Annotated in this window: 28 protein-coding genes, 2 tRNA genes and 2 pseudogenes; 10 read left to right on the forward strand and 22 right to left on the reverse strand. The window is 58.9% G+C overall.

The features are described 5' to 3' along the window. Positions 1-52 precede the first annotated feature (52 nt). From ACZ5SR_RS12275 to folC, 8 genes are all read right to left on the reverse strand, one after another. A tRNA-Glu gene (locus tag ACZ5SR_RS12275) sits at positions 53-128 on the reverse strand. Between the two features lie 38 nt (positions 129-166). Beyond that, positions 167-242 (reverse strand) — tRNA-Ala (locus ACZ5SR_RS12280). Between the two features lie 75 nt (positions 243-317). Next, entirely contained in the window at positions 318-1,712 is a 1,395-nt protein-coding gene (gene gltX / locus ACZ5SR_RS12285; protein ID WP_464448946.1) for a glutamate--tRNA ligase, read from the reverse strand. Position 1,713: 1 nt separating this feature from the next. Further along, a complete protein-coding gene (locus ACZ5SR_RS12290) occupies positions 1,714-2,925 on the reverse strand; it encodes an O-succinylhomoserine sulfhydrylase (protein WP_464448947.1) in 1,212 nt (403 codons plus the stop codon). 9 nt (positions 2,926-2,934) lie between these two features. Then, the gene (gene purF, locus ACZ5SR_RS12295) at positions 2,935-4,449 is read right to left on the reverse strand and encodes an amidophosphoribosyltransferase (RefSeq protein WP_464448948.1); all 1,515 of its coding nucleotides are present in this window, start codon (positions 4,447-4,449) and stop codon (positions 2,935-2,937) included. A 36-nt stretch (positions 4,450-4,485) separates the two neighbouring features. Beyond that, positions 4,486-4,980, reverse strand: coding sequence for a CvpA family protein (locus ACZ5SR_RS12300; protein ID WP_464448949.1), 495 nt, complete (start codon positions 4,978-4,980; stop codon positions 4,486-4,488). A gap of 1 nt (position 4,981) precedes the next feature. Further along, positions 4,982-5,773, reverse strand: coding sequence for an SPOR domain-containing protein (locus tag ACZ5SR_RS12305; protein WP_464448950.1), 792 nt, complete (start codon positions 5,771-5,773; stop codon positions 4,982-4,984). A 10-nt stretch (positions 5,774-5,783) separates the two neighbouring features. Further along, positions 5,784-7,073, reverse strand: a complete 1,290-nt coding sequence (gene folC / locus ACZ5SR_RS12310) for a bifunctional tetrahydrofolate synthase/dihydrofolate synthase (protein ID WP_464448951.1) — start codon at positions 7,071-7,073, stop codon at positions 5,784-5,786. 49 nt (positions 7,074-7,122) lie between these two features. Between folC and ACZ5SR_RS12315 the strand changes: the two genes are divergently transcribed. The 4 genes from ACZ5SR_RS12315 (at position 7,123) to argG (ending at position 10,002) form a co-directional block, all read left to right on the forward strand. Further along, positions 7,123-7,467 carry an ArsC family reductase gene (locus ACZ5SR_RS12315; protein ID WP_464448952.1) on the forward strand — a complete coding sequence of 115 codons (345 nt, stop codon included), beginning with the start codon at positions 7,123-7,125 and terminating at the stop codon, positions 7,465-7,467. A 92-nt stretch (positions 7,468-7,559) separates the two neighbouring features. Continuing rightward, on the forward strand, positions 7,560-8,201 hold the full coding sequence (locus ACZ5SR_RS12320) for a glycine zipper 2TM domain-containing protein (protein WP_464448953.1): 642 nt from the start codon (positions 7,560-7,562) through the stop codon (positions 8,199-8,201). Positions 8,202-8,336: 135 nt separating this feature from the next. Continuing rightward, complete coding sequence (ppnP, locus tag ACZ5SR_RS12325; RefSeq protein ID WP_300711282.1) at positions 8,337-8,654, forward strand: pyrimidine/purine nucleoside phosphorylase; 318 nt, start codon at positions 8,337-8,339, stop codon at positions 8,652-8,654. 7 nt (positions 8,655-8,661) lie between these two features. After that, positions 8,662-10,002, forward strand: coding sequence for an argininosuccinate synthase (gene argG / locus ACZ5SR_RS12330; RefSeq protein ID WP_053174808.1), 1,341 nt, complete (start codon positions 8,662-8,664; stop codon positions 10,000-10,002). A 314-nt stretch (positions 10,003-10,316) separates the two neighbouring features. Here the strand turns inward: argG and murB are convergent, their stop codons facing one another. After that, complete coding sequence (murB, locus tag ACZ5SR_RS12335; protein WP_464448954.1) at positions 10,317-11,378, reverse strand: UDP-N-acetylmuramate dehydrogenase; 1,062 nt, start codon at positions 11,376-11,378, stop codon at positions 10,317-10,319. 40 nt (positions 11,379-11,418) lie between these two features. On the opposite strand from murB, the gene ACZ5SR_RS12340 reads away from it, so the two are divergent. After that, positions 11,419-11,904, forward strand: coding sequence for a YajQ family cyclic di-GMP-binding protein (locus ACZ5SR_RS12340; RefSeq protein WP_100173909.1), 486 nt, complete (start codon positions 11,419-11,421; stop codon positions 11,902-11,904). Positions 11,905-11,916: 12 nt separating this feature from the next. On the opposite strand, the gene ACZ5SR_RS12345 is transcribed toward ACZ5SR_RS12340, so the two are convergent. The 4 genes from ACZ5SR_RS12345 to ACZ5SR_RS12360 form a co-directional block, all read right to left on the reverse strand. Then, entirely contained in the window at positions 11,917-12,669 is a 753-nt protein-coding gene (locus ACZ5SR_RS12345) for a 2OG-Fe dioxygenase family protein (RefSeq protein ID WP_464448955.1), read from the reverse strand. 61 nt (positions 12,670-12,730) lie between these two features. Beyond that, positions 12,731-13,750: a methionine synthase gene (locus ACZ5SR_RS12350; protein WP_464448956.1), complete on the reverse strand. Its 1,020-nt coding sequence runs from the start codon at positions 13,748-13,750 to the stop codon at positions 12,731-12,733. A gap of 30 nt (positions 13,751-13,780) precedes the next feature. Continuing rightward, entirely contained in the window at positions 13,781-14,794 is a 1,014-nt protein-coding gene (locus ACZ5SR_RS12355; protein WP_464448957.1) for an LLM class flavin-dependent oxidoreductase, read from the reverse strand. Then, on the reverse strand, positions 14,791-16,509 hold the full coding sequence (locus ACZ5SR_RS12360; RefSeq protein WP_464448958.1) for a long-chain fatty acid--CoA ligase: 1,719 nt from the start codon (positions 16,507-16,509) through the stop codon (positions 14,791-14,793). Before ACZ5SR_RS12360 ends, ACZ5SR_RS12355 begins: the two co-directional genes overlap by 4 nt. Before the next feature lie 237 nt (positions 16,510-16,746). On the opposite strand from ACZ5SR_RS12360, the gene ACZ5SR_RS12365 reads away from it, so the two are divergent. Next, positions 16,747-17,397 (forward strand): response regulator, encoded by a 651-nt coding sequence (locus ACZ5SR_RS12365; protein ID WP_464448959.1) that lies wholly within the window; start codon positions 16,747-16,749, stop codon positions 17,395-17,397. A gap of 352 nt (positions 17,398-17,749) precedes the next feature. Here ACZ5SR_RS12365 and ACZ5SR_RS12370 read toward each other — a convergent pair whose 3' ends face one another. The 4 genes and pseudogenes from ACZ5SR_RS12370 to ACZ5SR_RS12385 form a co-directional block, all read right to left on the reverse strand. Beyond that, positions 17,750-18,037 (reverse strand): WYL domain-containing protein, encoded by a 288-nt coding sequence (locus ACZ5SR_RS12370; RefSeq protein WP_464448960.1) that lies wholly within the window; start codon positions 18,035-18,037, stop codon positions 17,750-17,752. A gap of 69 nt (positions 18,038-18,106) precedes the next feature. Beyond that, the gene (locus tag ACZ5SR_RS12375) at positions 18,107-18,688 is read right to left on the reverse strand and encodes an RES family NAD+ phosphorylase (protein ID WP_464448961.1); all 582 of its coding nucleotides are present in this window, start codon (positions 18,686-18,688) and stop codon (positions 18,107-18,109) included. 12 nt (positions 18,689-18,700) lie between these two features. After that, entirely contained in the window at positions 18,701-19,171 is a 471-nt protein-coding gene (locus ACZ5SR_RS12380; protein ID WP_464448962.1) for a MerR family transcriptional regulator, read from the reverse strand. Positions 19,172-19,396: 225 nt separating this feature from the next. Beyond that, a pseudogene (locus ACZ5SR_RS12385) lies at positions 19,397-19,498 on the reverse strand (ATP cone domain-containing protein); the annotation flags it as partial. Between the two features lie 331 nt (positions 19,499-19,829). On the opposite strand from ACZ5SR_RS12385, the gene rfaH reads away from it, so the two are divergent. Further along, positions 19,830-20,327, forward strand: a complete 498-nt coding sequence (gene rfaH, locus ACZ5SR_RS12390; RefSeq protein WP_464448963.1) for a transcription/translation regulatory transformer protein RfaH — start codon at positions 19,830-19,832, stop codon at positions 20,325-20,327. A 68-nt stretch (positions 20,328-20,395) separates the two neighbouring features. On the opposite strand, the gene ACZ5SR_RS12395 is transcribed toward rfaH, so the two are convergent. The 4 genes and pseudogenes from ACZ5SR_RS12395 to ACZ5SR_RS12410 all read right to left on the reverse strand — a co-directional run bounded on the left by ACZ5SR_RS12395 (position 20,396) and on the right by ACZ5SR_RS12410 (position 23,961). Beyond that, complete coding sequence (locus ACZ5SR_RS12395) at positions 20,396-20,692, reverse strand: hypothetical protein (protein WP_464448964.1); 297 nt, start codon at positions 20,690-20,692, stop codon at positions 20,396-20,398. A 23-nt stretch (positions 20,693-20,715) separates the two neighbouring features. After that, positions 20,716-21,969, reverse strand: a pseudogene (locus tag ACZ5SR_RS12400) (UDP-N-acetylglucosamine 4,6-dehydratase family protein); the annotation flags it as partial. A 394-nt stretch (positions 21,970-22,363) separates the two neighbouring features. Further along, positions 22,364-23,395 carry a UDP-glucose 4-epimerase GalE gene (galE, locus tag ACZ5SR_RS12405; RefSeq protein WP_464448965.1) on the reverse strand — a complete coding sequence of 344 codons (1,032 nt, stop codon included), beginning with the start codon at positions 23,393-23,395 and terminating at the stop codon, positions 22,364-22,366. A 161-nt stretch (positions 23,396-23,556) separates the two neighbouring features. Next, the gene (locus tag ACZ5SR_RS12410) at positions 23,557-23,961 is read right to left on the reverse strand and encodes a sugar transferase (protein WP_464448966.1); all 405 of its coding nucleotides are present in this window, start codon (positions 23,959-23,961) and stop codon (positions 23,557-23,559) included. Positions 23,962-23,968: 7 nt separating this feature from the next. Here ACZ5SR_RS12410 and ACZ5SR_RS12415 point away from each other — a divergent pair, with 7 nt between their 5' ends. The 3 genes from ACZ5SR_RS12415 (at position 23,969) to ACZ5SR_RS12425 (ending at position 25,113) form a co-directional block, all read left to right on the forward strand. Further along, positions 23,969-24,229 carry a DUF3489 domain-containing protein gene (locus ACZ5SR_RS12415; protein ID WP_464448967.1) on the forward strand — a complete coding sequence of 87 codons (261 nt, stop codon included), beginning with the start codon at positions 23,969-23,971 and terminating at the stop codon, positions 24,227-24,229. Positions 24,230-24,259: 30 nt separating this feature from the next. Next, positions 24,260-24,625, forward strand: coding sequence for a hypothetical protein (locus ACZ5SR_RS12420; RefSeq protein WP_464448968.1), 366 nt, complete (start codon positions 24,260-24,262; stop codon positions 24,623-24,625). An 89-nt stretch (positions 24,626-24,714) separates the two neighbouring features. Next, on the forward strand, positions 24,715-25,113 hold the full coding sequence (locus tag ACZ5SR_RS12425; protein ID WP_464448969.1) for a hypothetical protein: 399 nt from the start codon (positions 24,715-24,717) through the stop codon (positions 25,111-25,113). Here ACZ5SR_RS12425 and ACZ5SR_RS12430 read toward each other — a convergent pair. After that, complete coding sequence (locus ACZ5SR_RS12430; RefSeq protein ID WP_464448970.1) at positions 25,074-26,360, reverse strand: site-specific DNA-methyltransferase; 1,287 nt, start codon at positions 26,358-26,360, stop codon at positions 25,074-25,076. The two genes, ACZ5SR_RS12425 and ACZ5SR_RS12430, sit on opposite strands and share 40 nt — an antisense overlap. Positions 26,361-26,424 lie beyond the last annotated feature (64 nt).

Here is a 26,424-nt window from a genome sequence, read left to right on the forward strand (position 1 = left end):
AGCTGTAACTTTTGTCAAACTGCTGAAGCAGCTGACCAAGTGCTACAAAACTTGGCGACCCTACGGGGATTCGAACCCCGGTACTCACCGTGAAAGGGTGATGTCCTAGGCCTCTAGACGATAGGGTCATAACCTGGACTGATTCTTTCGAATCTTCTCGACACTTTGGTGGAGGTAAGCGGGATCGAACCGCTGACCTCTTGCATGCCATGCAAGCGCTCTCCCAGCTGAGCTATACCCCCTTTGGTACAACGTTGAGCACTGCTGCTTTTTCGTTATGCCTCGTTGGTGTCGAGACTTGAATTATAGACAGAAATTCAGGCGTTTTTCAAGCGCTCCAGAATTTTTTCTCTGTGACTTAACGCGAGCACCGCATCCAGCGAAGGGGTCTGGGCCGTGCCCATCACCAACACGCGAACCGGCATGGCGATTTGCGGCATTTTGAGGCCCGTCTCGCCCAAGGTTTCCTTGATGGTCGCAGCAATCGAGGCCTTGTCCCAAGCGCATGTGGCCAGCTTGCCAGCCAAAACGGCCAAAGCAGGTTTGACCGCATCGGTCACATGCTGGGCTTTTTCATCCGGGTTGGGCACCACATCCAGATAGAAAGCCGAAATCCATTGCGCCAACACCACCAGCGTGTCGCAACGGTCTTTGAACAGGCCGCAGATGTTAGCCAATCGCTCATCTGCCACGACGCCCAGTTTGGCCAAGAATGGCTGAACGTGTTGGACCAATGCGTCATCGCTCATGGCCTTGAGGTGCTGGGCGTTGACCCATTTGAGTTTGGCTTCGTCAAACTGCGCGGCGCTGCGGCCCAAATGGTCCAGATTGAACCACTCCAAAAATTGCGTACGGCTGAAAATCTCATCATCACCGTGACTCCAGCCCAAACGCGCGAGGTAATTGACCATGGCATCAGGCAAGTAGCCCTCATCGCGATAAGCCGTCACAGCCTTGGCGCCATTGCGCTTGCTCATCTTCTCGCCCTGCTCGTTCAGCACGGTAGGCAAGTGGGCATACACCGGCGGCTCTTTGCCCAAGGCTCTGAAGATATTGATCTGGCGTGGCGTGTTGTTCACGTGGTCATCACCGCGGATCACATGGGTGATCTGCATGTCGATGTCGTCCACCACCACGCAGAAGTTGTAGGTGGGCGTGCCGTCGGGGCGCGCGATGACCAAGTCGTCCAGCTCGTCGTTGCTGATCTCGATGCGGCCTTTGACCTTGTCGTCCCACGCCACCACACCGCCAATCGGGTTCTTGAAACGCAATACAGGTTTCACGCCCTCGGGAATCTCAGGCAGAGTTTTGCCGTCAGCAGGACGCCATGTGCCGTCATAACGGGGCTTTTCTTTGCTGGCCATTTGGCGCTCACGCAGCGCATCCAAGGCTTCCATGCTCATATAACAGGGGTAAACATGGCCAGCGGCAATCAGCTCGGCCAGCACCGCCTTGTAGCGGTCCATGCGTTGCATTTGGTAGAACGGGCCTTCATCGTGATTCAGTTCCAGCCAAGCCATGCCTTCGATGATGACGTCCACAGACGCTTGTGTGGAGCGGTCCAGATCGGTGTCTTCGATGCGCAAAATGAAGTCACCGCCCGTTGCACGGGCAAAGGCCCAAGGGTAGAGAGCGGAGCGGATGTTGCCCAGGTGAATGAAGCCGGTGGGCGATGGGGCGAAACGGGTGCGCGTGTGAACAGGTGTCGTCATATCAAAGGGTATCGAGACCGTAGGACAGGTCTTTTTGAACATCTTGCGGGTACTCCAAGCCCACCGCCACGCGGATCAAGCCTTGGCCAATGCCTGCGGCTTGGCGCTGCGCCTCGGTCAGCCGACCGTGCGAGGTGCTGGCGGGGTGAGCCACCATGGTTTTGGTGTCGCCCAAATTGGTCGCCAAGGACAACATTTTCATCTGATCCATGACATGGAATGCGCGCTGTCGCGATTGCTCCGGACCCTCGGCTTTCACTTCGAAGGACAAGACCGCACCACCCAAGCCAGACATCTGACGCATGGCCAAGTCGTGTTGAGGGTGGCTCGTCAGACCTGGGTAATGAACCCGGGCCACTGCGGGGTGTTTTTCCAGCCATTCGGCAAGGATCTGAGCACGGGCGGTTTGAGCCCGCATTCGCAGGTCCAGGGTTTCGAGGCCCTTGAGGACCACCCAGGCATTGAAGGGCGCGAGCGTCATGCCGCCGCTTTTGAGCACCGGTAAAAATTTCTCGGTGACCATTTGCTGCGAGGCGCACAAGGCCCCCGCCATCACACGGCCTTGGCCGTCCAGGTACTTGGTGCCCGAATGCATGATGATGTCGGCCCCCATGGCCACCGGGCGTTGCAAGGCGGGTGTGGCAAAGCAGTTGTCCACGGCAAACAAGGCGCCAGCGTTGTGCGCCAAGTCGGCCAAAGCCTGGATGTCGCACACCTCGGTCAGTGGGTTGGTGGGGGTTTCGGCAAACAGCAAACGGGTGTTGGGTCGGATGGCCGATGCCCACTCGGACAAATCGGTCTGCGAGACAAAGCTCGATTCCACGCCGAACTTGGCCAAATCAGACCCGATCAATTTGATGGTCGAGCCGAACATCGAGCGTGAACACACCACGTGGTCGCCCGCCTTCAAGAGGCCCATGCACATCATGAGGATGGCGGACATGCCCGAAGCCGTGCCCATGGCCGCTTCGGTGCCTTCGAGCGCGGCCAGGCGCATTTCCATGCTGCTCACAGTGGGGTTGCCGTAGCGGCCGTAGGTGTAGCCCTCTTCATCGCCCGCAAATCGGGCAGCAGCAGCAGCGGCTGTGGGCTGGACATAACCGCTGGTCAGGTACAGGGCTTCGGAGTTTTCACCGTACTGGCTGCGCTCCACAGCGGCACGCACCGCCAGGGTCTCGATGTGCAGGTCGTCAAATCGGTTGGGATCGGTCATGGCGCTTGCTCACTCGCTGGCGTTGGGCAGAGCCAAACGCGAATTGTCGTCATCACCCTCTTCCACCTGGAGTCGGGTTTCGTTCAAACGGGTGATGTCGTCGATGGAAATATCGCCCGTCACGTACACGCCGTCAAAGCAGGAGGCATCAAAATCAGACAGCGCCCCAGCTGCGTTGACACGCGCTTGGGCCACGGCGGTTTTCATGGCGTCCACGTCCTGGTAAATCAGGGCGTCACAGCCAATGATCTCGCGGATCTCTTCGATGCTGCGGCCGTGCGCCACCAACTCTTGGCTGGTGGGCATGTCGATGCCGTACACGTTGGGGTAGCGCACAGGAGGGGCCGCACTGGCCATGTAGACCTTACGGGCTCCAGCGTCACGCGCCATCTGCACGATCTCTCGGCTGGTGGTGCCGCGCACGATCGAGTCGTCCACCAGCAGCACATTGCGGCCTTTGAATTCGCTCACGATGGTGTTGAGCTTTTGGCGCACCGATTTTTTGCGCACAGCCTGGCCCGGCATGATGAAGGTGCGGCCCACATAGCGGTTTTTCACAAAACCTTCGCGGTATGGGATGCCCAGCAGGTGCGCCAACTGCGTGGCGCTGGGACGGCTGGACTCCGGGATTGGGATCACCACATCGATGTCGCTGGGCGGCACGGTCGAGATCACGCGCTTGGCCAGTGTCTCGCCCAAATTCAAGCGGGCTTGGTAAACCGAAATACCGTCCATGGTGGAGTCAGGGCGAGCCAAGTACACGTATTCAAAAATACAGGGACTCAGTTGGGCTTTGTCGCTGCAAGGCGCGCTGTGCATCTGCCCCTGCAGGTCTACAAAAATAGCCTCACCTGGCGCGACATCGCGCTCAAATTGGTGCCCAGTGCCATCGAGCGCCACCGACTCGCTGGCCAGCATGATGGTGCCGTCTTCGCTGCGGCCCACACACAAAGGACGGATACCGTGCGGATCACGGAAAGCCACCAAACCATGGCCTGCAATCAAGGCGATCACAGCGTAAGAGCCTTTGACACGGCGGTTGACGCCGCGCACAGCTTCAAACACATCCAACGGCTTAAGGGGCAAGCCACGGGTGGTCTTTTCCAATTCGTGGGCGAGCACGTTGAGCAAGACCTCGGAGTCGCTGTCGGTGTTGATGTGGCGGTGGTCGTCGGAAAACAACTCGGCCTTGAGTGCGTGCGCATTGGTCAAGTTGCCGTTGTGTACCAGCACCAGACCAAAAGGCGCATTCACGTAAAAAGGCTGCGCTTCCTCTTCGCTGAAAGCGTTGCCCGCCGTGGGGTAACGCACCTGACCCAAGCCGCAATTGCCGGGCAAGCTGCGCATGTTGCGGGTACGGAAAACGTCGCGCACCATGCCCTTGGCCTTGTGCATGAAAAACTTGCGGTCCAGCTGCGTGACAATGCCCGCCGCATCTTGCCCACGGTGCTGCAAAAGCAACAAGGCGTCATAAATCAACTGATTGACCGGGGCGCTACTGACCACGCCGACAATTCCACACATACTTATTTCCGTTCAAAAATCGAACTACCCTCGAATTCAGGGCAAATATTCCACAAAGGTTTGGGGCAAAAGGGGTTTCAAGCCCGTCAGAATGGTATTGAGCCAAACCGGGCCTTGCGCTGTTGCCCACCAGCTGTCGCGCGCCATGCCCGTCAATTGCAGGACGACGGTCAAAGCCAACAACAACACCAGTCCCCGCGCCAGCCCAAACACACCGCCCAAAGTCCGATCCACCGGGCGCAAGCCCACGGTTTCCACCAGCTTCTTGATCAACCAGGACAAAAAGCCTGCAGCAAACACCGTGGCGATAAAAACCAAAGCAAAAGCCACGGCATATTGAACCGATTCAGGTGCGCCCTGAACGACTGGCAACCACACCACCACATCGGCAGCCAACCACTGCGCCACCACAAAAGCAGCCACCCAGCCAGCCAAGGACAAGACCTCGTACACCAGACCCCGCCAAAGCCCCATCAGCATGGAGGCCAACAACACCCCCAACAAAAGCCAATCGGTGAGGCTGACCGCCATGTCAGATCTTCAAGAAGGACACTGGCAAGTCGAGCTTGCGAATGCGGGCAGCCACTTTGTCGGCCTCTTCACGTGTTTCGTAAGGGCCTACACGGATACGGGTCGTGCTCTTGCCATCCCGTTCCACCACCTGGGTGTAGGTTGTCACTCCCGCCCGCTCCAGCTTGCTGCGCACTTCGCGCACTTTGGCAGGGTCGCTGAAAGCGCCAACTTGAATCACCATGCGCCCTGCTGATGCCTTGGCAGGCGGCTTGCCCTCGAGCAGCGCCTGCGCCTTGTCCCCATCGTCCTTGGGCTTGGCCACTGGAGCAGGCTTATCGGCCTTCACTGGAGCGGCAGCAGGGACTTCCTTCTTGGCAGCAGGCTCTTTGTCGATGACTTTTGCAACCGGAGGGGACACTTTGGCGGGCTCAGCTTGGGGGGATGACACTGCCGATGAAGCAGGAAACACCACCTCTTCGCGGGCATCCAGACTGGCTTGGGCCGTCACAGGCTCTGAAGCGGGAAGCAAAGGTTTGGCAGGTGCCTGGCTCGCAGGCACAGGGGTACCACTGGCCAAAGGCGGCGTGGTTTGCCGGTCAGGAATCACGATGGGTGTGTCCACTGCGACAGGCCGGGGCTGGGTGTCAAACAGCAGCGGAAATCCCACCACAGCCACCAGCACCAACACAACAGCCCCTATCAAACGATGCCGCGCGCGGCGGCGAACCACTTCAATGTTTTCATTGGGGCCAGCAGTCACCGCCTCAGCAGAGGCAGTTTGACCAGGAAATCGGAACTTGAAAAAGGCCATGGCGTGGAGCTCAAGGGCTGAGGTGTTTGGCTTGCAGACGGGGGATGCCGTCTTTCAAAACGCCGCCCACGGTATAGAAAGAGCCAAAGACGACAATTCTATCAGCCGGGTCCGCTGCATCGATGGCTGCTTGCAGCGCCTGCATCGGCTCGTTGTGGACGCTGGACGCGCTGTCGTTGCGGTTGTTTTGGGCCTGCCAGGCTTGCTGTAAGTCGGTTGCTTTGGCGGCTCGGGGCAAGGGCAAATCAGTGAAGTACCAGCGATCAATCATCGGATTGACCTTTTGCAGCATCGGCAGCAGGTCCTTGTCGGCCATGGCGCCAAACACCGCGTGGGTGGTGGGGTAAAAACCCATGGCGTCCAGATTGGCTGCCAGCGCCGCCACCGAGTGAGGGTTGTGCGCCACATCCAGCACCAGCACCGGCTGGCCCGGCACGATCTGGAAACGCCCTGGCAACTCCACCATGGCCAAGCCGTTGCGCACCGCCTGAGCCGTGACAGGGATGCGCTGGCGCAAGGCATCCAGTGCGGCCAAGACGCCTGAGGCATTGATCAGCTGATTGGCCCCACGCAGGGCTGGGTAAGCCATGCCGCTGTAGCGGCGGTCACGGCCCGCCCAAGCCCACTGCTGCTTGTCCCCAGAGAAGTTGAAATCCCGACCAAACAGCCAGACATCGGACCCTACTGCGCCGGCATGGTCGATCACGCTTTGCGGCGGAACCGGATCGCTCACGATCACCGGACGCCCTGCGCGCATGATGCCCGCCTTCTCAAAGCCAATGCTTTCGCGGTCTTTGCCCAATATGGCAGTGTGGTCGATGTCGATGCTTGTGATCACGGCGCAATCGGCGTCAATGATGTTGACCGCATCCAGACGCCCGCCCAAACCCACTTCCAAAATGGCCACATCCAGGTTGGACTTGGCCATGAGGTGCAGGATCGCCAGGGTGCTGAACTCGAAATAAGTCAGGCTGACATCGCCTCGCACCGCATCGACAGCGGCAAAAGCCTCGGCAAACACCTCTGCCGAGGCCGATTCACCGTGCAAACGACAGCGCTCTTCAAACTGCACCAAATGTGGCGAGGTGTAGACGCCTGTACGGTACCCCGCTTGGAGCAACACCGCCTCCAGCATGGCGCAGGTCGAGCCCTTGCCGTTGGTGCCCGCCACGGTGATAACCGGGCAGTCAAAGCGCAAATCCATGCGGTCGGCCACGGTTTTCACGCGCTCAAGGCCCATGTCAATGGCCACGGGGTGTAGCTGCTCGCACCAGTCGAGCCATTCCTGTAGAGTCTTCATAGGCGGCGATTGTCGCCCAGACTGGTCAACTACTCTTTCAGCAAACACCATGCACCCCATCGTTTACGGCATTCCCAATTGCGACACCGTCAAAAAAGCCCGAACCTGGCTGGCTGACCACGAGATCGACGCCACATTTCATGACTTCAAAAAGCAAGGCGTCCCAGCGACCGAGGTCGACGCCTGGCTGGCTGCCGTGGGCTGGGAAACCCTGCTCAACCGCAAAGGCACCACTTGGCGCAAGCTCGACCCTGCCCAGCAAGCCAGCGTGACCGACAGCGCCAGCGCCAAAAAAGTCATGCTGGAGCACACCAGCACCATCAAACGCCCTGTCATTGCCTGGCCATCTGGCCAGTTCACGGTGGGCTTCACGCCCGACCAGTGGCCTGCCTGAGCGGCCTGTCACAAAACTTTACCCAAACACGATGGTTCAGACGCTGCGCGCGGCATAAACTCAAAGCACGCAGAACGCAAGGACACGAAGCCATGAAAAAACTGACACTCACCACTTTGTTGTGCATCGCCGCAGCTGCCGCACAGGCCCAAGAAGTGGGTCAAGTGATATCGCGCACCGCCGTGTACCAGCAAGTGGCAGTGCCTCGTCAAACCTGCGTCCAAAGCGCACCTCAGGCACCCACGCAGACATCCGGTGGCGGTGCCATCATTGGCGCCATTGCCGGTGGCGTGATTGGCAGCCAACTCGGGGGGCGCGACAGCCAGGGCTTGGCCACGATGGTCGGTGTGATCGGGGGCGCATTGCTGGGCAACAAAGTGGAAAGCCAAGGCAACCCACCACAGCCTGAAAACACGTGCACGACCCAAACTGTCTACGAAAACCGCCTGGTTGGTTACAACGTGGTCTATGAATACGCGGGAAAGCAATACAACGTACAGCTGCCGCAAGACCCCGGACCCACCATCGCGCTGCAAGTGACGCCGATGAGCCCTACCCGCTCTGAAGCCCCTGCAACCACCATCGTGAGCCATCTCCCACCTGCCACCGTGGTCACGGAGTCCCGCGTGGTCTATGTGCCCGCCCCGGTCTACCGAAGCTATCCGCCGGTTTACACCGGTGTCAACTTGGGCTGGGGATGGGGCGGCGGACACCGACACGGCCACTGGCGCTGAAAGCGCTGCACGGCATGACAGCCGGTCAGACTCCCCACGGTCTGGCCTAAAATGCAGGCTTGATTTGACACAAAGGGCGTCTCAAGACGCCCTTTTCCATAGACGCGGGCCTTGCCCGCCCCAGGAAACCTACCCATGACCACCGAAAAAATCGACGGCGTCTCCGTCAACACCCAAGCCAATGTTTACTTTGACGGCAAATGTGTCAGCCACGGCCTGACCCTGGCCGACGGCACCAAGCTGTCGGTGGGCGTGATCCTGCCCGCCACCCTGACCTTCAACACCGGCGCCCCTGAAATCATGGAATGCGTGGGCGGCTCTTGCGAATACAAGCTCGACGGCAGCACCGAATGGGTCAAATCCAGCGCAGGCGAAGAATTCAGCATCCCTGGCAACTCCAAGTTCGAGATCCGTGTGACCGAGCCTTACCACTACATTTGCCACTTCGGTTGATTCCCTCATGAGCACCATTCTGCAAAACCTGCCCAAAGGGCAAAAAGTCGGTATCGCCTTCTCGGGCGGCCTGGACACCTCTGCCGCCCTGCTGTGGATGAAGCAAAAAGGCGCCCTGCCCTACGCCTACACCGCCAACCTCGGCCAGCCTGACGAGTCCGACTACAACGAAATTCCCCGCAAAGCGATGGAATACGGCGCAGAAAAAGCCCGCTTGGTCGACTGCCGCACCCAACTGGCGCACGAAGGCATTGCAGCCATCCAGTGCGGCGCTTTCCACATCTCCACTGGCGGCATCACCTACTTCAACACCACACCTCTCGGCCGCGCCGTGACCGGCACCATGCTGGTGGCCGCCATGAAGGAAGACGACGTCAACATCTGGGGCGACGGCTCAACCTTCAAGGGCAACGACATCGAGCGCTTTTACCGCTACGGTTTGCTGACCAACCCGAGCCTCAAAATCTACAAGCCCTGGCTGGACCAGCTGTTCATCGACGAGCTGGGTGGCCGCGCTGAAATGAGCGCCTTCATGACCGCCAACGGTTTTGGTTACAAGATGAGCGCCGAAAAGGCCTACTCCACCGACAGCAACATGCTGGGCGCGACCCACGAAGCCAAGGACCTGGAAAGCCTGCAAAGCGGGATGAAGATCGTCAACCCCATCATGGGCGTGGCGTTCTGGAAGCCCGAAGTGGAAGTCAAGGCCGAAGAAGTGAGCGTGCGCTTTGAAGAAGGCATGCCCGTGGCGCTGAACGGCGTGGAATACGCCGACCCGGTCGAGCTTTTCCTGAAAGCCAACGAAATCGGCGGCCGCCACGGTTTGGGCATGAGCGACCAGATCGAGAACCGCATCATCGAAGCCAAGAGCCGCGGCATCTACGAAGCCCCCGGCATGGCCCTGCTGCACATCGCCTACGAGCGCTTGGTCACTGGCATCCACAACGAAGACACCATCGAGCAGTACCGTATCAACGGCCTGCGCCTGGGCCGCTTGTTGTACCAAGGCCGTTGGTTCGACCCGCAGTCCATCATGCTGCGCGAAACCGCCCAGCGCTGGGTGGCCCGCGCCGTGACCGGCACCGTGACGCTGGAGCTGCGCCGTGGCAATGACTACAGCATCCTGAACACCGAGTCGCCCAACCTGACTTATGCCCCTGAGCGATTGTCGATGGAAAAAGTGGAAGACGCGCCGTTCAGCCCGCTGGACCGCATCGGCCAGCTGACCATGCGCAACCTCGACATCGTGGACACCCGCGCAAAGCTGGGCATCTACGCGCATGCTGGCCTGCTGTCGGTGGGCGAAGGTCCACACATCTACAAGCTGGATGGCAGCGGCAAGAAGTGATTTTTGCTGTCCCAATGAAAAACGGCCTTCGGGCCGTTTTTTGTTGTCTTGCTTGGTTTTGTGGGTGTTTTCCGCCTCGGTACGGGTGCCTACCGGCTCGCCTCATAACTCGCTTCGCTCGCCAAATCGGCGAGTCCGGCAGACACCCGCACCAAGGCTGTACCTGTTGCAACACTAGCGAATATTGAGGTTTTCAACGACATAGCGCTGGGTTTTGGCCTGAGCGGATCGGCCGATTTGGCGAGCGAAGCGAGTTATGAGGCAGACCGCTCAGGCCAAAACCCAGTGCGGAACAAAGCCACAAACAAAAAACATCAGATCACCACAGGCTCCGGCTCCAGCCGAATCCCAAACCGCTCGTACACGCTGGTCTGAATCGCCTTGGCCAAAGTCATCACTTCGCCACCCGTGCAAGGGTTCTCGCGTCCACCCCGGTTCACCAACACCAGCGCCTGCTTTTCATAGACACCGGCATGGCCCACGGTTTTGCCCTTCCAGCCGCAGGCGTCGATCAACCAGCCTGCCGCCAGCTTGATGCTACCGTCGGGCATGGGGTAGTGGACCACCTTAGGCTCGCGGGCGATGATGTCGGCGCATTGCTCGGGGGTGACGGTGGGGTTCTTGAAGAAACTGCCGGCATTGCCAATCACTGCCGGGTCGGGCAGTTTGGCGCGGCGGATCGCCACCACCCAGTCAAAAATCTGCCGGGCATCGGGGTTATGGATGCCCGTCTCGGCCATTTTGCGCTCCAGATCCAGGTAGCCCAGTTCGGGCTTCCAGCGTTTGGGAAGTGCAAAGCGCACCCGCAAAATCACCGCCCTGCCCGCCAGACCCAAGCCATCCGGGCCGCCAGAGCCGACGGAGGCGTGTTTGAACACCGAGTCGCGGTAGCTGAAGCCGCACTGCGCGGCATTCAGGCTGAACAGCTCCCCGGTAAAAAGGTCCATGGCGTCGAGCGAGTCAAAGCGGTCTTGCAACTCCACGCCGTAGGCGCCGATGTTTTGCACAGGCGATGCGCCCACGGTCCCGGGGATGAGCGCCATGTTTTCCAGACCGGGGTAGCCGTGGTCCAGCGTCCAGGCCACCAGGTGGTGCCAGTCCACACCTGCGCCAGCTTCCACAATCCAGTGTTTGTCTGTTTCTGACGCCAAACGGATGCCCGGCACCTCGACCTTGAGCACCAGCGCCTTCACGTCACCCGTCAAAACGATGTTGCTGCCGCCGCCCAGCACTTGCCGGGGCAAAGTAGCCAAAGCGGGGTCGGCCAGCACCGCCAAAAGGTCGGCTTCGGAGCGCACCCGCACCAAAGCTTGGGCTTTGGCGGCGATGCCGAACGTGTTGTACGGCTGCAGGGGGACATTTTTCTCCAGGTTCATGGGAGAATTGTCGCATTCTCAACCTCTGATATTTCCTGCCATGCCCTCGTTTGATACCGTTTGTGAACCCAATATGGCCGAAGTGCGCAACGCCGTTGACACTTCTGCCAAAGAAATCGGCACCCGCTTTGACTTCAAAGGCACATCGGCCAAGATCGAGCTCAAAGACAAAGAGATCACGATGTTCGGCGATGCCGAGTTTCAACTGACACAAGTTGAAGACATCCTGCGCAACAAGCTCACCAAACGCAGTGTGGACGTGCGCTTTTTGGACATTGGCAAAGTCGAAAAAATCGGCGGCGACAAGGTCAAGCAAGTGATCAAGGTGAAAAACGGCATCGAGACCGAAGACGCCAAAAAAATCACCAAACTCATCAAAGAAAGCAAGATCAAAGTGCAAGCGTCCATTCAGGGCGATGCGGTGCGCGTGACCGGTGCCAAGCGCGATGATTTGCAAGAAGCCATGGCGTTGTTGCGCAAGGACATGACTGAGTTGCCGCTGTCCTTCGACAACTTCAGGGATTAAACCGCCCTGAACTCAAGCCTTGGGCGCAGGCTCATCCAAGAAGCCCTCTGAGCGCAAAGTGACCACCAAGGTGTCACGCCACCCGCCCGGTTGTTCGGGCTGAATGGGGGTGGTCTCGTGGATCACACGGGTATCGTCCAGCAGCAGCACGGACCAAGGCTCGCTCAAAGTAAAGCGCTGACCGCGCGGGCTATCCATGTCAAACACCCGCGTCTCGCCGCCCTTGATGCCGTGGCGACCAATCAGAAACACCGCCACCCAATTCACGCCATCGCGGTGCGCGCCTTCGGGCGTGGGGCGGCCAATGCCGTCGGTGGTGTCGATGCGAAACTGGTGCGCTTCGGTGAACCAGGTCTGATCGCCCTGCGCTTTGGAAGCCACGCGGGCCAGCCAGCACAGCAATTGCGACCAAGCCGCTTGTTGAACCACCTCACTTGCCATGGGCTCGAACCAGCGCTGCATGCCGCCGTGCAAGGCGTTGTACGACAGGGGCTGCCAATGGGCGCGGTGGGGCATGGCTCGGGACTGATCGCCTGCGACCTCAAAACTGGCATGGCGCCTGCGGCGGTACCGCCCACCATCCTTGAGGTACTGGTCGGGCGGCAAATCATTCCAACTTGGCTCCAGCGCTTGCAAGTCCGTGATCGAGACACCCGCCAAAGCGCCAACACTCGCGGCATCAAGCACCGCAAAGCCCTGCTCCGCCAAAGTGGCGTTGAGCTGGTCGGGTGCGGTCAGAGGGGGCTGCAGCGTTTGTTGGGGCATGAAACGTCCAGGAGATCAGGCAAAGGACGCAAGCATACCGCGCGCGCCAGACGGAGCGCCTTCAGGCGTAACGCTGGCTGGCCAGTTTCGCGCCTTCGGCCAAGGCTTTGAGCTTGGCCTCGGCCACAGCGCGGCTCATCGGGGCCAGGCCGCAGTTGGTGCAGGCGATCAGGCGGTTCTTGGGCACGAACTGCAAAGCGCGGCCAATGGTGTCGGCGATTTCTTCGGGCGTCTCAATGGCGGGGTTGGCCACATCGATCACACCGACCATCACGTCTTTGCCTTCCAGCAGCCTCATCATCTCCATCGGCACATGCGAGTGCATGCACTCGAGGCTGACCTGCTGGATGCTGCTCTTGGCCAAGGCTGGGAAGACTTTTTCGTACTGGCGCCACTCGTGGCCCAGGGTTTCTTTCCACTTGTTGTTGGCTTCGATGCCATAGCCATAGCAAATGTGCACGGCGGTGGTGCAAGTCAGGCCGCGCGCGGCCACTTCAAGCGCCTTGACGCCCCAATCGGCCGCTTCGTCCATGTAGACGTTGAAAGCAGGCTCGTCGAACTGGATGATGTCCACGCCGTCGGCTTGCAGCGCCAACGCTTCTTGGTTGAGCAGCTCGGCAAAGGCCATGGCCATCTTGACCTTGTCGCCGTAAAAGCGGTCGGCCACGGTGTCCACAATCGTCATCGGGCCAGGCAAGGTGAATTTGAGTTTTTTCTTCGTGTGGGCGCGGGCCAGCTGGGCTTCAAAAGCGTGCACGCGGCCCTTCAGGCGCAGCGGCGCAACGACCTGCGGCACCTGCGCGTCGTAGCGGTTGTTGCGGATGCCCATGGTGACTTTGTTCACAAAGTCGATGCCTTCAACCTGCTCGACAAAACCGTGCACAAAGTGCTGGCGCGCCTGCTCGCCGTCACCGATCACGTCCAGACCCGCGTCTTCTTGGGCCTTGATCCACAAAAGGGTGGCGTCGGCTTTGGCTTGCTGCAGCTCGGGTCCTTGGGTGGTCCACTGGGGCCAGAGTTTTTCGGTCTCGGCGAGCCAGGCGGGTTTGGGCAAGCTGCCAGCGATTGCAGTGGTAAACATCACAAAGTCCTTGGTTTGAAAAATTAAAGATCAGCAGTTTGCCGACAATCCAAATTCTTTGGCGAGCAGTTCGTAAGAACGCATTTGGGCTACAGGGTCATGCGTCCAGGTGATGACCACCAGCTCATCGACCTGGAGCCGCGCGGCCAACTGGCGCAGCTTGTTGCCCACCGTGGCGGCTGAGCCGATCAAGGCCCCTTCACGCAGGCGCTGCAGCGCAAACTGTTCTGCTGGGTTGTAGTCGCGCGCGGCTTGCTCGGGCGGCAACAGTGGGCCAATGCGGCCCAGGTTGCGGTCCATCTTCCAGCGGGCGCGGCTTTCAAAAAGATGCAGGGCTGCCTCGTCGGTGTCTGCGGCCAGCGCCCAGACGCACAGAGCAGCATAAGGTTTAGCCAGAGTCGCACTGGGCCGGAAAGTCTCGCGGTAAATCTGCAAGGCTTCATCAGCGCCCTGTCCGTCGGTGATGAAATAGGCAAATGCGTAGGGCAGGCCCAAGTGCGCGGCCAGCTGCGCACCATAGTCAGAACTGCCCAGCATCCAAACGTCTGGCAAGGTGTCCGACTGCGGGTAGGCATAAACGTTGTGCCCCGGGTGACCGGGTGGCAGGTTGTGGCCCTTGACCCAGGCTTGCAGTTCCATCACCTGCTGAGGAAAGCGCTCGGACGCATTGCGGTCAGGGTTGAGCAATTGCGCCGTGCGCCCATCACTGCCGGGGGCACGCCCCACGCCCAGATCGATGCGTCCGGGTGCCAGCGCATCGAGCACCCGAAATTGCTCGGCCACCTTGAGCGCCGAGTAGTGCGGCAGCATCACGCCCGCACTGCCCAAACGAATACGGTGTGTGCGAGCTGCAATGGCGGCCATCAAGACCTCGGGCGCAGTGCCCACAATGCTCGGATGGCTGTGGTGTTCGCTGACCCAAAAGCGGTGATAACCCCAGGCCTCTGCCTTTTCGGCCAGCGCCAGGGTCTGACGAATGGTGATGTCTTGCCCGCGCCCGTCGGCAGCAGCAGACTGGTCAAGGACAGAAAGTTTCAGGCTCATGTGGTTTTGGTTTCGGGGGCCAAAGCCGCCATTTCGGCCTCTTGCAATGCCCGCCACATGACTTTGCCGCTGCCGCTCTTGGGCAGGGCATCGACAAAGCTCACGGCGCGGGGCATTTTGTAAACCGCCATGTTGTCACGGCACCAGTCGATGATGTCTTGCTCAGACACCTTGCCTTTGTGGTCTTGCCGCAAAACCACCACCGCCTTGACCGACTCACCCCGGTAGGCGTCTCGGGTGGCAATGATGCAGGCCTCTTGGATCGCGGGGTGGCGGAACATCAGAGCCTCGACCTCGGCGGGCCAGACTTTGAAGCCACTCGCGTTGATCATGCGCTTCAAGCGGTCGGTCATGAAGAAGTACCCCTCTTCATCAACACGACCCATGTCGCCCGAGCGGAAAAACAGGAACCCATCGCGCTCAAAAAACGCCGCGGCTGTGGCCTCGGGCCGTTTCCAGTAACCCTTGAACACCTGCGGGCCGCTGATGACGATCTCACCCGACTCGCCCGGTGGCAACTCGGCCAGGGTCTCGGGGTCCACAATGCGCGACTCCACACTCATGAACGGGATGCCCAAACACTGCTTCTTGGGTGCATCAGGCGGGTTGGTGTGCGAAGGTGCGGCCGTTTCGGTCAAGCCGTAACCCTCCACATAACGCAGATCAAACTGGTCACGCAAGCGCTGGGCCACGGCCTCAGGCATGGCCGCGCCGCCGCCGCCGATGTAGACCAAGCTGCTCAGGTCATAGCGGTCCATGTTCGGGCTGCCCAGCAAGTCGATCACCATGGTCGGGATATTGGTCCAGTGCGTCACGCGCCACTTGGAGATCAAATGCCCCGCCACATCGCGGTCCCAGCGCGGCATCAACACCAGGCTGGCCCCCAGCAAGATACTGGTGTGCATGACGCTGACCATGCCGGTGATGTGGAACATGGGCACCACACACAAGGTCACGTTTTCTGGCGTGCCATTGCCCCACAAGCCACTGGACATGGCGTTGTGCATGATGGTGCCGTGCGTGTGCATGCAGCCTTTGGGCAAGCCGGTGGTGCCGCTGGTGTAAGGCAATATGGCCAAGTCATCCGTCTTGGCCTGAGGGGGCGGCAAGTCCACCGCGGGGGGCGCCATCAGATCGGCCCAGGCATGCACCAGACCAGAGGCCAACTCGGGCAAAGCCCGCACCGGCAACAACCATGGCCGCCAGGCTTCGGGCATGTCCTCGGGGCCCAAGGCATCGGGGTCAAAAACATCCGTGAATTGCGTCACCACCAAATGCTTCAATCGCTCCTCGGGGGCCAGTGCAGCACTGGCCTGGGCCAAATCGGGGGCCAAGTCAGCCGTGGTCACGGCCAATTTCGTATCGGGGTCGGTAATGTAATGCTTGAGCTCTTCGGCCCGGTTCATCGGGTTGACCGGCACCACCACCGCATCGATGCGCAAAATGGCGAAGTGGGTAATGACCAGCTGCGGGCAGTTTTGCATGTCCAACACCACGCGGTCCCCAGCTTGCACACCCAAGCCGCGCAGCTGTCCTGCCAAGCGCTCGGCACTGGCCATCAGTTCGCGGTAAGTCCAGACCCGACCCATGAACACCAGCGCAGCTTTGTCCGGGTAACGCAGGGCGCTGATGGCCAAGTTCATCCACAAGGACGTGGCGGGCGCGGTGATCCGGTCGGGCAAGCGCGCAGGCCAGACAGCAGCGTGTGCGGGCATTGGCAGTCTCCTCAATGAATGTGGTGGTGCATGTTAATCGCCAGACACCTTTTGAGCGGGTGTGACTTTGTCGCAACGGAGACCAAGCCTCGCCAGTTGATCACCGTGCACGATTTGGGACTTTTCATGAGAAAACAGTAGCGCCTCAACATTTTTTCCCTTAAAGCAAAATTTTTAACAACTTTTAAGAGTATTCATGGATTGGTTTTTATACTTTTATTACTAAAATAAACCATCATGCAAACAAACACTACACCAGACACCCCGGAAGACTACTGCGGCACCACTTATGCAGCCAAACTGCTGGGGTTGTCAGTCGGTACGATTCAAACATTGGTCGAAAAGAATGAACTGCAGGCGTGGAAGACGCAGGGAGGCCATCGCAGGATTTCGATGCCCTCTATCCGCGAATACCAGCGCAAGCACAATATGCTGACCATCCAGAACGAACCGCGCGACAACCGTCTGCGTGTTTTGCTGGTCGAAGACGATGCGGTCACACGCGAAATGCTGCGCGGCTACTGCAACCGCTCCAGCATGCCGGTCGATTGCACCGCCATGTCCTCAGGACTGGAAGCCTTGATCGATATCTCCAGCATCAAACCCGACGTCCTGATCACCGACTTGGACATGCCAGGCGTTGACGGCTTTGAGTTGCTGCGCACCCTGCGCCAAAACCCGCTGTTCAACCGAATGACCACGCTGGTCTTGTCAGGCCTGACGGCGGAAGAAATTGAAGCCAAAGGTGGCCTCCCAGAAGGCAGCATCTTCATGGCCAAACCCATCAATATGGACTGGTTCAACGGCTTTTTCACAGCCTTCCTTGCCGGCAGGTACATCGAACTGCACAAGCAAGAAAGCAACAAGACGGCGGCTGTGCAAGTTTGACGCCCCACTTTTGTTAAGCCCCCATCCATGGAAACCGCGCCAGGCGCGGTTTTTTTGGAATGGCTGATTTCGTCCTTGAATCTGCCCAAAAAAAAGCCACCAGGTTGGTTGAACCTGGTGGCTTTTTCACTTTGCATATGGTGGCGGTGCGGTGTTGAAAAAAACCAAAGCTAATTCTCTCTCAAAAGTGCGTGCGATCAAACGGGATTGATGTTGTCCCGCTGGGCGTAAAAACGGCTGCCCCCCGCTCCTACGCATGAGTTTTTGCCTGCTTTGGAAACAGCAGAAACCAGAAATCACTCAACGCAACTACGGAATTGAACCGGCGTCCGCGTCCTGAGTTAAAGCACCCTCAAAGCTCAGCCGTTATGACCCTGAAGGCGCTGTCACCTCTTTTGAATCCTGGACGCGGGCCATTGAACGCTTGTGGCAGCTCAGACAAGCTGAAGATTTCATCAACATGGAAAATCTTCCACCCGACGTATTCCCCGGATTCACTTCCACCACTGACCTGGTAGGCCCGCAGTGCTCGATGGCCCTTGGAATCAATGCCGACGGTGTGTGGCTCCACCGTGCGGACAAAACCATCGTACGTGAACGCCAAAAGATGGCGGCTTTGAATAGCTCTTTCGATGATCATTTCAGGCACCTAAATATTAGATTGATACTTCCTTTTCGGAGAATTCACGTCAAACGGTGTGGAGCGATCTCAACTCTCATCTAACGGAACACCCGAGCGCCACAGCGCGGTTTGCAACACCAGCAGCAAACGATTGGTGCCGGGCTTTATGAGTCGCTGGGAGTTACGCTTGCTCAGCTGCGTGATGCCTGACTGGAACAGGGCGATGCATGTGTGATGCGGGTGCTGGGCCGAAGCGTAGACCATTCCATCCAGATGCATGGCTCTGCAGTCGGCGGCAAGTTCCTGTGTTTGTGCCACGCGCAGCGACTGCAACACAGGGTATGGCTCGGCCAAGCCGCGTAAATCGGCAAGCCGCAAAGTGCCAGTGGTCACAAATTCGACCAAACACCTGCGACGCAGCTCTGACAAGCTTCTGCTTACCGTCTCACGCCTGAGTAGTGACTCATACAGCGCCGTGTCTGGGCTGTCGGCCAAATAGGCCACCGGTTCATCTGGCAAGCAATACCGGCCATGCATCAAGCCGACTGGCGGCATGGACACGCCATTCATTTGCACGCTGTTGACTCGGGGTCGAATCAGCTGGGTTCGGTAAAAAACGTAGGGGGCAGCAAGTTCAATAACGGTTGGGTTGAGATCTTTGAATTTCATGGGCAATCAAGCTCAGTGCCCTTCTGCTGCTGCCAAGTCAACGATGCGCTGGCCAGACAAGCCTTGCTCCAAGGCAATCCGTGGTGCCAGTCCGTCAAGTGCCTCGTGCGGCGTTTCCAAAAACGACAGCAGTTGCCACCCATCGGTGGTGCCCAACGCTTCTGACAGTGACTGAATCACCGGAAAAACGTAGGGCTCAAACTGCCATTTCGGCATCTTGAAACCGCGACGCAAATGCGTCACCCCAATGCAGCGACCGCTCTTGATCCACGCATTGATCGTGACGCGGCTCGTCCCGCTCAGGTCGGCAGCTTCATCCGTGGTAATCATGTCCGACGCATTGATGCGTTGACGCCTGTACTCCGCACCACGGCGCAGCAACGCAGCGGTCTGCGCCTCAGTTGCGTAGGGGTCTGCCGTGCTGGTGCGACGTGTGTTGACGGGGTCAAAGGCAACAGAAAAAGGGGAAGTTAATGTGTTCATGGCGATTGAGTCTTGAGCACCTGCTCAGGGTGCGTTGCGCATGTCGAGCTTGCTGCTGCCGAAAAAACGCAAATGCCTAGATTGGGCCTGCTGCGGAGCCATATGAATGGGGCGATCAAGACAAGCTGCACGATCACCTGCATGAGCGCTGACCCTTGATGGTTTGAGTGGGCGCCAAAAGCCGTGGAGCCAACCACTGCAGATGCCCTGGGCAAAAGCCCAGGCACCGTGCACCGCCATGAACGCTTTCATCATGGCGTGGGCTATTTTGTTGGGCTCAAACGGCACGATTGACCCATTACGGCGAACGATCTGATAGTGGGCATAAGCCCCTGTGGTGCCAGGCTCACCCGAAACCGTGGTTTCTTCCCAAGTCAACATTTGCGCTCTCCGGCTCACAAGCTGCTCCATTGCAGCTCCTGAATCACATTTTCGTTTACCTGGATCGACTTGTCAAGTTCGTTAAGTTGGAAAACATCTCGGCTCGACCCACTCACCTACCGGCCCAGCCGGACTGCCCGTTGCCCGTTGCCCGTTGCCCTGACTATCGCAGAACTGACCCTCAGGGCCCTCCCTCCAGTCAACAGAACTGTCAGTTGTCGGTCACTCAGCCATATAGAATTGCTCTTCAATTCTTTAACGGCTTGGGGGCAACTTGATGGGCAACTGGTATCTGATCCACACCAAGATGCGCCAAGAACGCGTTGCTCTGGAAAATCTCGAGCGCCAAGGCTTTGAGTGCTTCTTGCCCCTGATCCATGCTGAAAAGCTGCGACGGGGTGCCTTGCAGGTGGTGCAGGAGCCGCTTTTCCCGCGCTACCTGTTCATCCGCCTGGGCACCGGACTGGAGTCCCAAAGCTGGGCCCCTGTTCGCTCCACGGTGGGCGTGAGCCGCCTGGTGACGTTTGGGCAGACGCCCGCCAAGATAGACGAAGAGCTGATTGCCGACATTCGCGTCCAGTCCAACTCGGCCGAGGTGCAGTTGCGCCACTTTGAGCCCGGTGAGCCGGTCCTGGTGACCGATGGGCCGTTTGTGGGGGTGGAGGCGATCTACCAAATGACCGATGGCGAAGGCCGCGTCATGGTGCTGCTCAACATCCTAAGCAAGGATGTCAAGATGGCGGTGGCGCCTGCCAGCATCCGCAAGGTGCGCTGAAAATCGGGCCCCTAAAAGCAAAAGGGGGCTCACGCCCCACTCTGCCATCAAAGAACAAGTCGGGTTAATCAGCCATTGAGCAGCGCCTGGATGCGGCGCTGGATCGGTTCGGCCACGTTCTCGAAGTGCACCTGCTCAAAGCCAGAGGCTTTGATCTTGGGCAGGTTGCGCTCGATCCAACTCAGCAACTCATCTGGCGCAGACCCCACCAGTGCCATATCGCGACTAAGCATCACGTCGCTGCCCACGGTCAACTGCACGGTGCCCCAGTCGCGTGGCTGAGGAATTTCGTCGATCGACACATAGAGGGTGTTGGGGTCACGCTGGGGTTGAATCCAGTTTTTGACGCTTTCCATAAGGCCCATGTCTGGCTCCTGTTCTGTGGGAATTATTCGTTGGCCAGCGCTTCGCGCTCTAAGGCCATGTGGACCCAGTCGACCACCTCGCCGCTGGGTTGGTAGCCGCTGACGATTTGCTCGAGCATAGCGCGGATGACAGGCACGTCGTTCACGCTCATGGCCATGTTCAAGGCGTTGAGCTTTGCTTCGAGCTGCGGCCAGCTGATGAATTGCTCATGCGCCTTCATGATGCGCGGGTGCTGGGTGGGCTTGGGGTTGTCGCCAATCAGCAGCTCTTCGTACAGCTTTTCGCCAGGGCGCAGGCCGGTCACGGTCAGTTCAATGTCGCCACTGGAGTTCAGTTCGTCGCGCACCATCAAGCCCGACAGCTCCACCATGCGGCGGGCCAGGTCGATGATCTTGACGGGCTGGCCCATGTCCAGCACAAACACATCGCCGCCCTGCCCCATGGCCCCGGCCTGGATGACCAGCTGCGCTGCCTCGGGGATGGTCATGAAGTAACGGGTGATGTCGGCATGCGTCAAAGTGATAGGGCCGCCGTTTTTGATCTGCTCACGAAACAGGGGCACTACTGAGCCGCTGGAGCCCAGCACATTGCCAAAACGCACCATCGAAAAGGTCGTCTTGGCACTGGGCGCCCTGTCCCCTTGGGCGGCCACGGCGGCATTCACCTCAGCCAAGGCTTGCAGCACCATTTCAGCCAGCCGCTTCGTGGCGCCCATGATGTTGGTGGGCCGCACCGCCTTGTCGGTGCTAATCAGCACAAAGTTGCGAACACCATTCCGCGCCGCCGCTTCAGCGCACACCCGGGTGCCCCACACGTTGTTGCGCACGCCTTCGGCCGGGTTGTGCTCCACCAGAGGCACATGCTTGTAGGCGGCTGCGTGGTACACCGTGTGCGGCTTCCAGGTGTCCATGATTTCGTGCATGCGCACTTCATCGCACGCAGAGGCCAACAGGGGCACGATTTCGATGTCTGGCCCGTCGCCGGCCACTGGTGCCCCGGACCCGTCGACCTCGACAGGCTCGTTCATACTCAGGCGTTCGCCTGCAATCGATGCCTGCAGCTCCTGGTGAATCTGGTAAAGCGCAAATTCGCTCATCTCCACCAACAGCAACTGCTTGGGGTTGGTCTTGAGGATCTGGCGGCAGAGCTCACTGCCAATGCTGCCCCCCGCCCCGGTCACCAGCACGGTTTTGTGGTGGGTGTTCAGGTTGAGCAGCAGGCCATTGGGCTTGACAGGCTCACGGCCCAGCAGATCGTCAATGTCCAGCTCTCGCACAGCCAGACCGACAAAACGCAAAGAGCGGCATCCAAAACAAGCACGACAACGCGCTTCACCTGACGTGGCAGCGCTATGACCAGTGTGGCAAAACGATTCATGGTACGGATCATGATTTCACCCATGATGTGAAATCCCATTGAGTCCTGAGTCCTGAGTCCTGAGTCCTGAGTCCTGAGTCCTGAGTCCTGAGTCCTGAGTCCTGAGTCCTGAGTCCTGAGTCCTGAGTCCTGAGTCCTGAGTCCTGAGTCCTGAGTCCTGAGTCCTGAGTCCTGAGTCCTGAGTCCTGAGTCCTGAGTCCTGAGTCCTGAGTCCTGAGTCCTGAGTCCTGAGTCCTGAGTCCTGAGCCCTGAGCCCTGAGCCAGAATCTGCGTTCATTATTGATTTCTTCATTTCATCCACGATAGCCATCTGGGTTCTGCGACTGCCAGCGCCAAGCGTCAAGCATCATGGTGTGGAGGTCGCGCTTCGCGGTCCAGCCCAGTTCGGTGGCGGCCTTGGTGGGGTCGGCGTAGCAGGTGGCGATGTCGCCGGGACGGCGCAAGACCAAACGGTAGGGCACGGGGCGGCGGCTGGCGGCTTCAAAGGCCTGCACCATCTGCAGCACGCTGTAGCCCTGGCCGGTGCCCAGGTTCCATACGTGTGTGCCGGGGCGGGTGTGCGGTGCGTTCAACGCGGCCAAAGCCGCCAGGTGGCCTTCGGCCAGGTCCACCACATGGATGTAGTCGCGCACACCGCTGCCGTCCACCGTGGGGTAGTCGTTGCCAAACACAGCCAGTTCGGGCAGCTTGCCAACGGCCACCTGAGTGATGTAAGGCAGCAGGTTGTTGGGTATGCCGTGCGGGTCTTCGCCTATCTGGCCGCTTTCGTGCGCGCCCACGGGGTTGAAGTAGCGCAGCAAGGCCACGCGCCAGCGCGGATCCGACGTGGCCAAGTCACCCAGCACCTGTTCCACCATGTACTTGCTGCGGCCGTAGGGGTTGGTGGTGGCGCCTGCCAACTGGTCTTCGGTGATGGGTACGGTGGCCGGGTCGCCATACACTGTGGCCGACGAACTGAACACGAGCGTGAACACGCCCGCCGCCGCCATGGCTTGGCACAGGGTGACGGTGCCGCCCACGTTGTTGTCGTAATAGCGCAGCGGCTGGGACACACTTTCACCCACGGCCTTCAACCCGGCAAAATGCAGCACCGCCTGCACCGTGTGCTGTTCCAGCAACTTATCCAGCAAGGCTCGGTCGCGAATGTCGCCTTCCACAAACACAGGTGCGCGCCCGGTCAGTTGCGCCACCCGCCGCAGCGACTCAGCTGAACCATTACAAAGGTTGTCAAGCACCACAACATCAAAATTGGCTTGCAGCAACGCTAACGTGGTGTGAGAGCCAATATAGCCCGCACCACCGGTGACAAGTACGCTTTGCATCATCTACTTGGCTACCGGGTTAGACGCTATATCACCACCGCAGTTGAAGTCCATAAGAATGGATGTTTTTCAAAAACAGGAACGTATACTCTTGCACAGAGCAGATAACACGCAACGCCACGAACAGCAAATAAACGAAGTGCGGTGTCAGGCGGGACCCTATATCAAATATTAAAGTTAGGCGGTGGGAGAGGCACGAGCAGATCTTGGCGCGAGGCTAGGCGAACCAACTCAGTTGGTGCTTCAAGGGTTTTCAATAGAACAACTACGCCTTCCAACGCCCGCCTGCGAGAAATGATCGTCATTAACGTAAGCCATACCAAACGAATGTCGACATACAAAGAATTGTGTTCTATGTAGAATAAGCCAAGAAGACTTTTGCCGGGTCTTATCAACTGGTCGTAACCCTGATCGGGGTCTGGATGGCCTGCCAAAATGCTTCCCTCATCAGAGAAGACGATCGAAGCGAAATCCGTTATGCCAGGCCTTACGCTTAGCAGATCACGCTCTCGCTTTGTGTAGAGATCAACCCCGGATTGAACCTGGGGCCGGGGACCAACCAGACTCATGTCACCCTTGAGCACAGCTGCTAGCAACGCTTACAGACCGAATGACCGCAGTGCCGCCGGCGGGCTGCGTGAAGGCACCAAGCAAGCCACGCTGATTGCCCTACTCAAGCAAGCTCATGGCGCCAGCCTGAGCGAGATGGCTCAGGCCAGTGGCTGGCAGGCGCACACCATTCGCGGATTCATGGCTGGCAGCCTCAAAAAGAAGCTGGGCTTGACGGTGACGTCAGACAAGGCCGAGGGGCAAGAGCGGCGTTACCGCATTGCCTAAAGAACACCCCTCAACCATAGGAGATCCACCATGAACACAAGATCAATGACCTTGACCATCGAACGCACGCCGCTGACCGTAGAGATGGACGGCAAGTCCCTCCAGGTTGAAGTCCTGGGCATCCGACTGCCCTTTGCCCGCAAACCCGCCGACCTGGGCGACATGTGCCCCACAGGCAACGACCTGGTTTACATCAACGAAACCCGACAGATGAGCCCTGAAGAGTTCGATGCCTTCGCCATGAATTTCATGAAATCGCGCGATTGGCTCTCGGGCAAGGGCGGCTACGTGGGTGAGGCACGCCTCTGCGTGGAAATACACGCCCCTGGCAGACCCTACCTGTATGTGGATCCATCTGGATCCGACTACGCCCGCTATGTGGGCCGTTTGGGGTAAATAAAAGTCTTTTGATGAACGCTTTACTTCTCGCCCTTACAGAGCGTTCGTAGAGCCATCAAACAACCCAATGACATAAGGAGCCTGCCATGAACGCTACCGATTTAGCACCAGCACCAGCCTTAACCACCACCCTGCCACCGTCACGCAATGAGTCCTTTGGCTTTTGGGGCACGATGGGTGGCTACGCCTGCCTGGCCTGGCCGCTGGCGATGCAGGCCATCTGCCTTGCCACGAACGAAGACGCCCATGATGTGCGGGTGTTCTTGGACAGTCGCTTCGGTCGGCACTTTGCCGATTCGGTCAACGACGCTCGACATCAAGGCCTGGATCTGTCCGCGGCCATTGAGCAAGCTGTCACGCATTGGATGACCTGGCGAATTGGGCGAACCGCCCATCAACGCTATAGCATCCCCATGGGCACACCGCACCTGGTGGGCTTTGTGATTCACTGCAGCATCGTTGAAGACGCGGCTGGCGATGCTTGATCCTGTGATGTTTTCTGCTGCCTGGCAGCCTCCAGGGTCAAGCCGTCACTTTGGCGAATAGCCTCTTTACCGCTGTAGTCCTGCCATCGCTGAATGATCACATCCACGTATCTGGGATCGAGCTCCATCAGGCAGGCGTGGCGGTTAAGTTTTTCGCAAGCGATGAGCGTGGTGCCAGAGCCGCCGAACAAGTCAATCACCGTGTCTCTGCTCTTGGATGAATTCTTGAGTGCACGCTCGACCAACTCCACAGGCTTCATGGTCGGGTGCAAATCGTTGACGCGGGGCTTGTTGTAAAACCAAACATCCGACTGGTCACGGTCTCCACACCAAAAGTGGTCTGAGCCCTGTTTCCACCCGTACAGGATGGGCTCGTACTGTCGCTGGTAATCCGCGCGCCCAAGCGTAAAAGCGTTCTTGGCCCAAATCACAAACGTGGACCATTTGCCGCCTGCATCGAGCCAAGCCTTTTGCAAGGTATGCAACTCCGATGAGCTCATGCACACATAGCAAGCGCCCTTGGTCACGGCCAGCAGGTTCTGGCAGGCGTCATGCAGGAATTGATAAAAGCCGTCGCCCAAGGCGTCGTTCATGATGCGCCTGCCTTTGCCGCGCATCTTGTCCTTGGCACTGTTGCCGTAGTCGACGTTGTAGGGGGGATCGGTAAACGCCATGTCGGCCAGCTGGCCACCCATCAGGGCTTGCACGTCTGCTGACACCGTGGCGTCTCCGCAAAGCAGGCGGTGGTTGCCCAGGATCCACAAATCCCCAGGTCTGGAAACAGGGTCTACGGGTGTCTCTGGGATGACGTCATCCTCAGTCAAACCACCGCCTCCTTCAACGTCATCAAAAAATCCGTCCAGCTCCTCTTGGCTAAAGCCAATGAGCGAGAGGTCGTAGTCCATCGACTGCAGCTCTGCGAGCTCCAGCTTCAAAAGCTCCTGGTCCCAGCCTGCGTTTTCTGCAATGCGGTTGTCAGCCAGGATGTAGGCCTTCTTTTGCTCTGGGGTCAAGTGCGCCAGCTCGATGACGGGCACCTCTTTAACGCCCAGCTTTCTGGCCGCCATCAAGCGCCCATGGCCTGCAATCACGCCCTTGTCCCCGTCCGTGAGGACGGGATTGGTCCAGCCGTACTCCACGATGGAAGCCGCAATCTGGGCCACTTGAGCGTCGCTGTGGGTGCGGGCGTTACGTGCGTAGGGAATGAGCGCGTCAATGGCGACCATTCGGATCTGTGGTTGTTGCATTTCGGGCCTGTGAACAATGGCGGAACAGCACTGGCCTTGAGCCGGCTGTAGCGGTGCTGGTTGG

The sequence above is a fragment of the Limnohabitans sp. TEGF002 genome, assembly GCF_055395845.1.

Excerpts from the sequence above, each read along its gene's own strand:
- purF (WP_464448948.1), bottom strand. The coding sequence starts at position 4,449 with ATGTGTGGAATTGTCGGCGTGGTCAGTAGCGCCCCGGTCAATCAGTTG.
- ACZ5SR_RS12290 (WP_464448947.1), bottom strand. The coding sequence starts at position 2,925 with ATGACCGATCCCAACCGATTTGACGACCTGCACATCGAGACCCTGGCG.
- folC (WP_464448951.1), bottom strand. The coding sequence starts at position 7,073 with ATGAAGACTCTACAGGAATGGCTCGACTGGTGCGAGCAGCTACACCCC.
- ACZ5SR_RS12380 (WP_464448962.1), bottom strand. The coding sequence starts at position 19,171 with ATGAACACATTAACTTCCCCTTTTTCTGTTGCCTTTGACCCCGTCAAC.
- murB (WP_464448954.1), bottom strand. The coding sequence starts at position 11,378 with ATGAACCTGGAGAAAAATGTCCCCCTGCAGCCGTACAACACGTTCGGC.
- ACZ5SR_RS12355 (WP_464448957.1), bottom strand. The coding sequence starts at position 14,794 with ATGAGCCTGAAACTTTCTGTCCTTGACCAGTCTGCTGCTGCCGACGGG.
- ACZ5SR_RS12410 (WP_464448966.1), bottom strand. The coding sequence starts at position 23,961 with ATGAGTCTGGTTGGTCCCCGGCCCCAGGTTCAATCCGGGGTTGATCTC.
- ACZ5SR_RS12425 (WP_464448969.1), top strand. The coding sequence starts at position 24,715 with ATGAACGCTACCGATTTAGCACCAGCACCAGCCTTAACCACCACCCTG.
- ACZ5SR_RS12430 (WP_464448970.1), bottom strand. The coding sequence starts at position 26,360 with ATGCAACAACCACAGATCCGAATGGTCGCCATTGACGCGCTCATTCCC.
- argG (WP_053174808.1), top strand. The coding sequence starts at position 8,662 with ATGAGCACCATTCTGCAAAACCTGCCCAAAGGGCAAAAAGTCGGTATC.
- ACZ5SR_RS12395 (WP_464448964.1), bottom strand. The coding sequence starts at position 20,692 with ATGGGCCTTATGGAAAGCGTCAAAAACTGGATTCAACCCCAGCGTGAC.
- ACZ5SR_RS12365 (WP_464448959.1), top strand. The coding sequence starts at position 16,747 with ATGCAAACAAACACTACACCAGACACCCCGGAAGACTACTGCGGCACC.
- ACZ5SR_RS12305 (WP_464448950.1), bottom strand. The coding sequence starts at position 5,773 with ATGGCCTTTTTCAAGTTCCGATTTCCTGGTCAAACTGCCTCTGCTGAG.
- galE (WP_464448965.1), bottom strand. The coding sequence starts at position 23,395 with ATGATGCAAAGCGTACTTGTCACCGGTGGTGCGGGCTATATTGGCTCT.
- rfaH (WP_464448963.1), top strand. The coding sequence starts at position 19,830 with ATGGGCAACTGGTATCTGATCCACACCAAGATGCGCCAAGAACGCGTT.
- ACZ5SR_RS12420 (WP_464448968.1), top strand. The coding sequence starts at position 24,260 with ATGAACACAAGATCAATGACCTTGACCATCGAACGCACGCCGCTGACC.
- ACZ5SR_RS12375 (WP_464448961.1), bottom strand. The coding sequence starts at position 18,688 with ATGAAATTCAAAGATCTCAACCCAACCGTTATTGAACTTGCTGCCCCC.
- ACZ5SR_RS12320 (WP_464448953.1), top strand. The coding sequence starts at position 7,560 with ATGAAAAAACTGACACTCACCACTTTGTTGTGCATCGCCGCAGCTGCC.
- ACZ5SR_RS12315 (WP_464448952.1), top strand. The coding sequence starts at position 7,123 with ATGCACCCCATCGTTTACGGCATTCCCAATTGCGACACCGTCAAAAAA.
- ACZ5SR_RS12345 (WP_464448955.1), bottom strand. The coding sequence starts at position 12,669 with ATGCCCCAACAAACGCTGCAGCCCCCTCTGACCGCACCCGACCAGCTC.
- ACZ5SR_RS12340 (WP_100173909.1), top strand. The coding sequence starts at position 11,419 with ATGCCCTCGTTTGATACCGTTTGTGAACCCAATATGGCCGAAGTGCGC.
- gltX (WP_464448946.1), bottom strand. The coding sequence starts at position 1,712 with ATGACGACACCTGTTCACACGCGCACCCGTTTCGCCCCATCGCCCACC.
- ppnP (WP_300711282.1), top strand. The coding sequence starts at position 8,337 with ATGACCACCGAAAAAATCGACGGCGTCTCCGTCAACACCCAAGCCAAT.
- ACZ5SR_RS12360 (WP_464448958.1), bottom strand. The coding sequence starts at position 16,509 with ATGCCCGCACACGCTGCTGTCTGGCCTGCGCGCTTGCCCGACCGGATC.
- ACZ5SR_RS12300 (WP_464448949.1), bottom strand. The coding sequence starts at position 4,980 with ATGGCGGTCAGCCTCACCGATTGGCTTTTGTTGGGGGTGTTGTTGGCC.
- ACZ5SR_RS12370 (WP_464448960.1), bottom strand. The coding sequence starts at position 18,037 with ATGATCATCGAAAGAGCTATTCAAAGCCGCCATCTTTTGGCGTTCACG.
- ACZ5SR_RS12350 (WP_464448956.1), bottom strand. The coding sequence starts at position 13,750 with ATGTTTACCACTGCAATCGCTGGCAGCTTGCCCAAACCCGCCTGGCTC.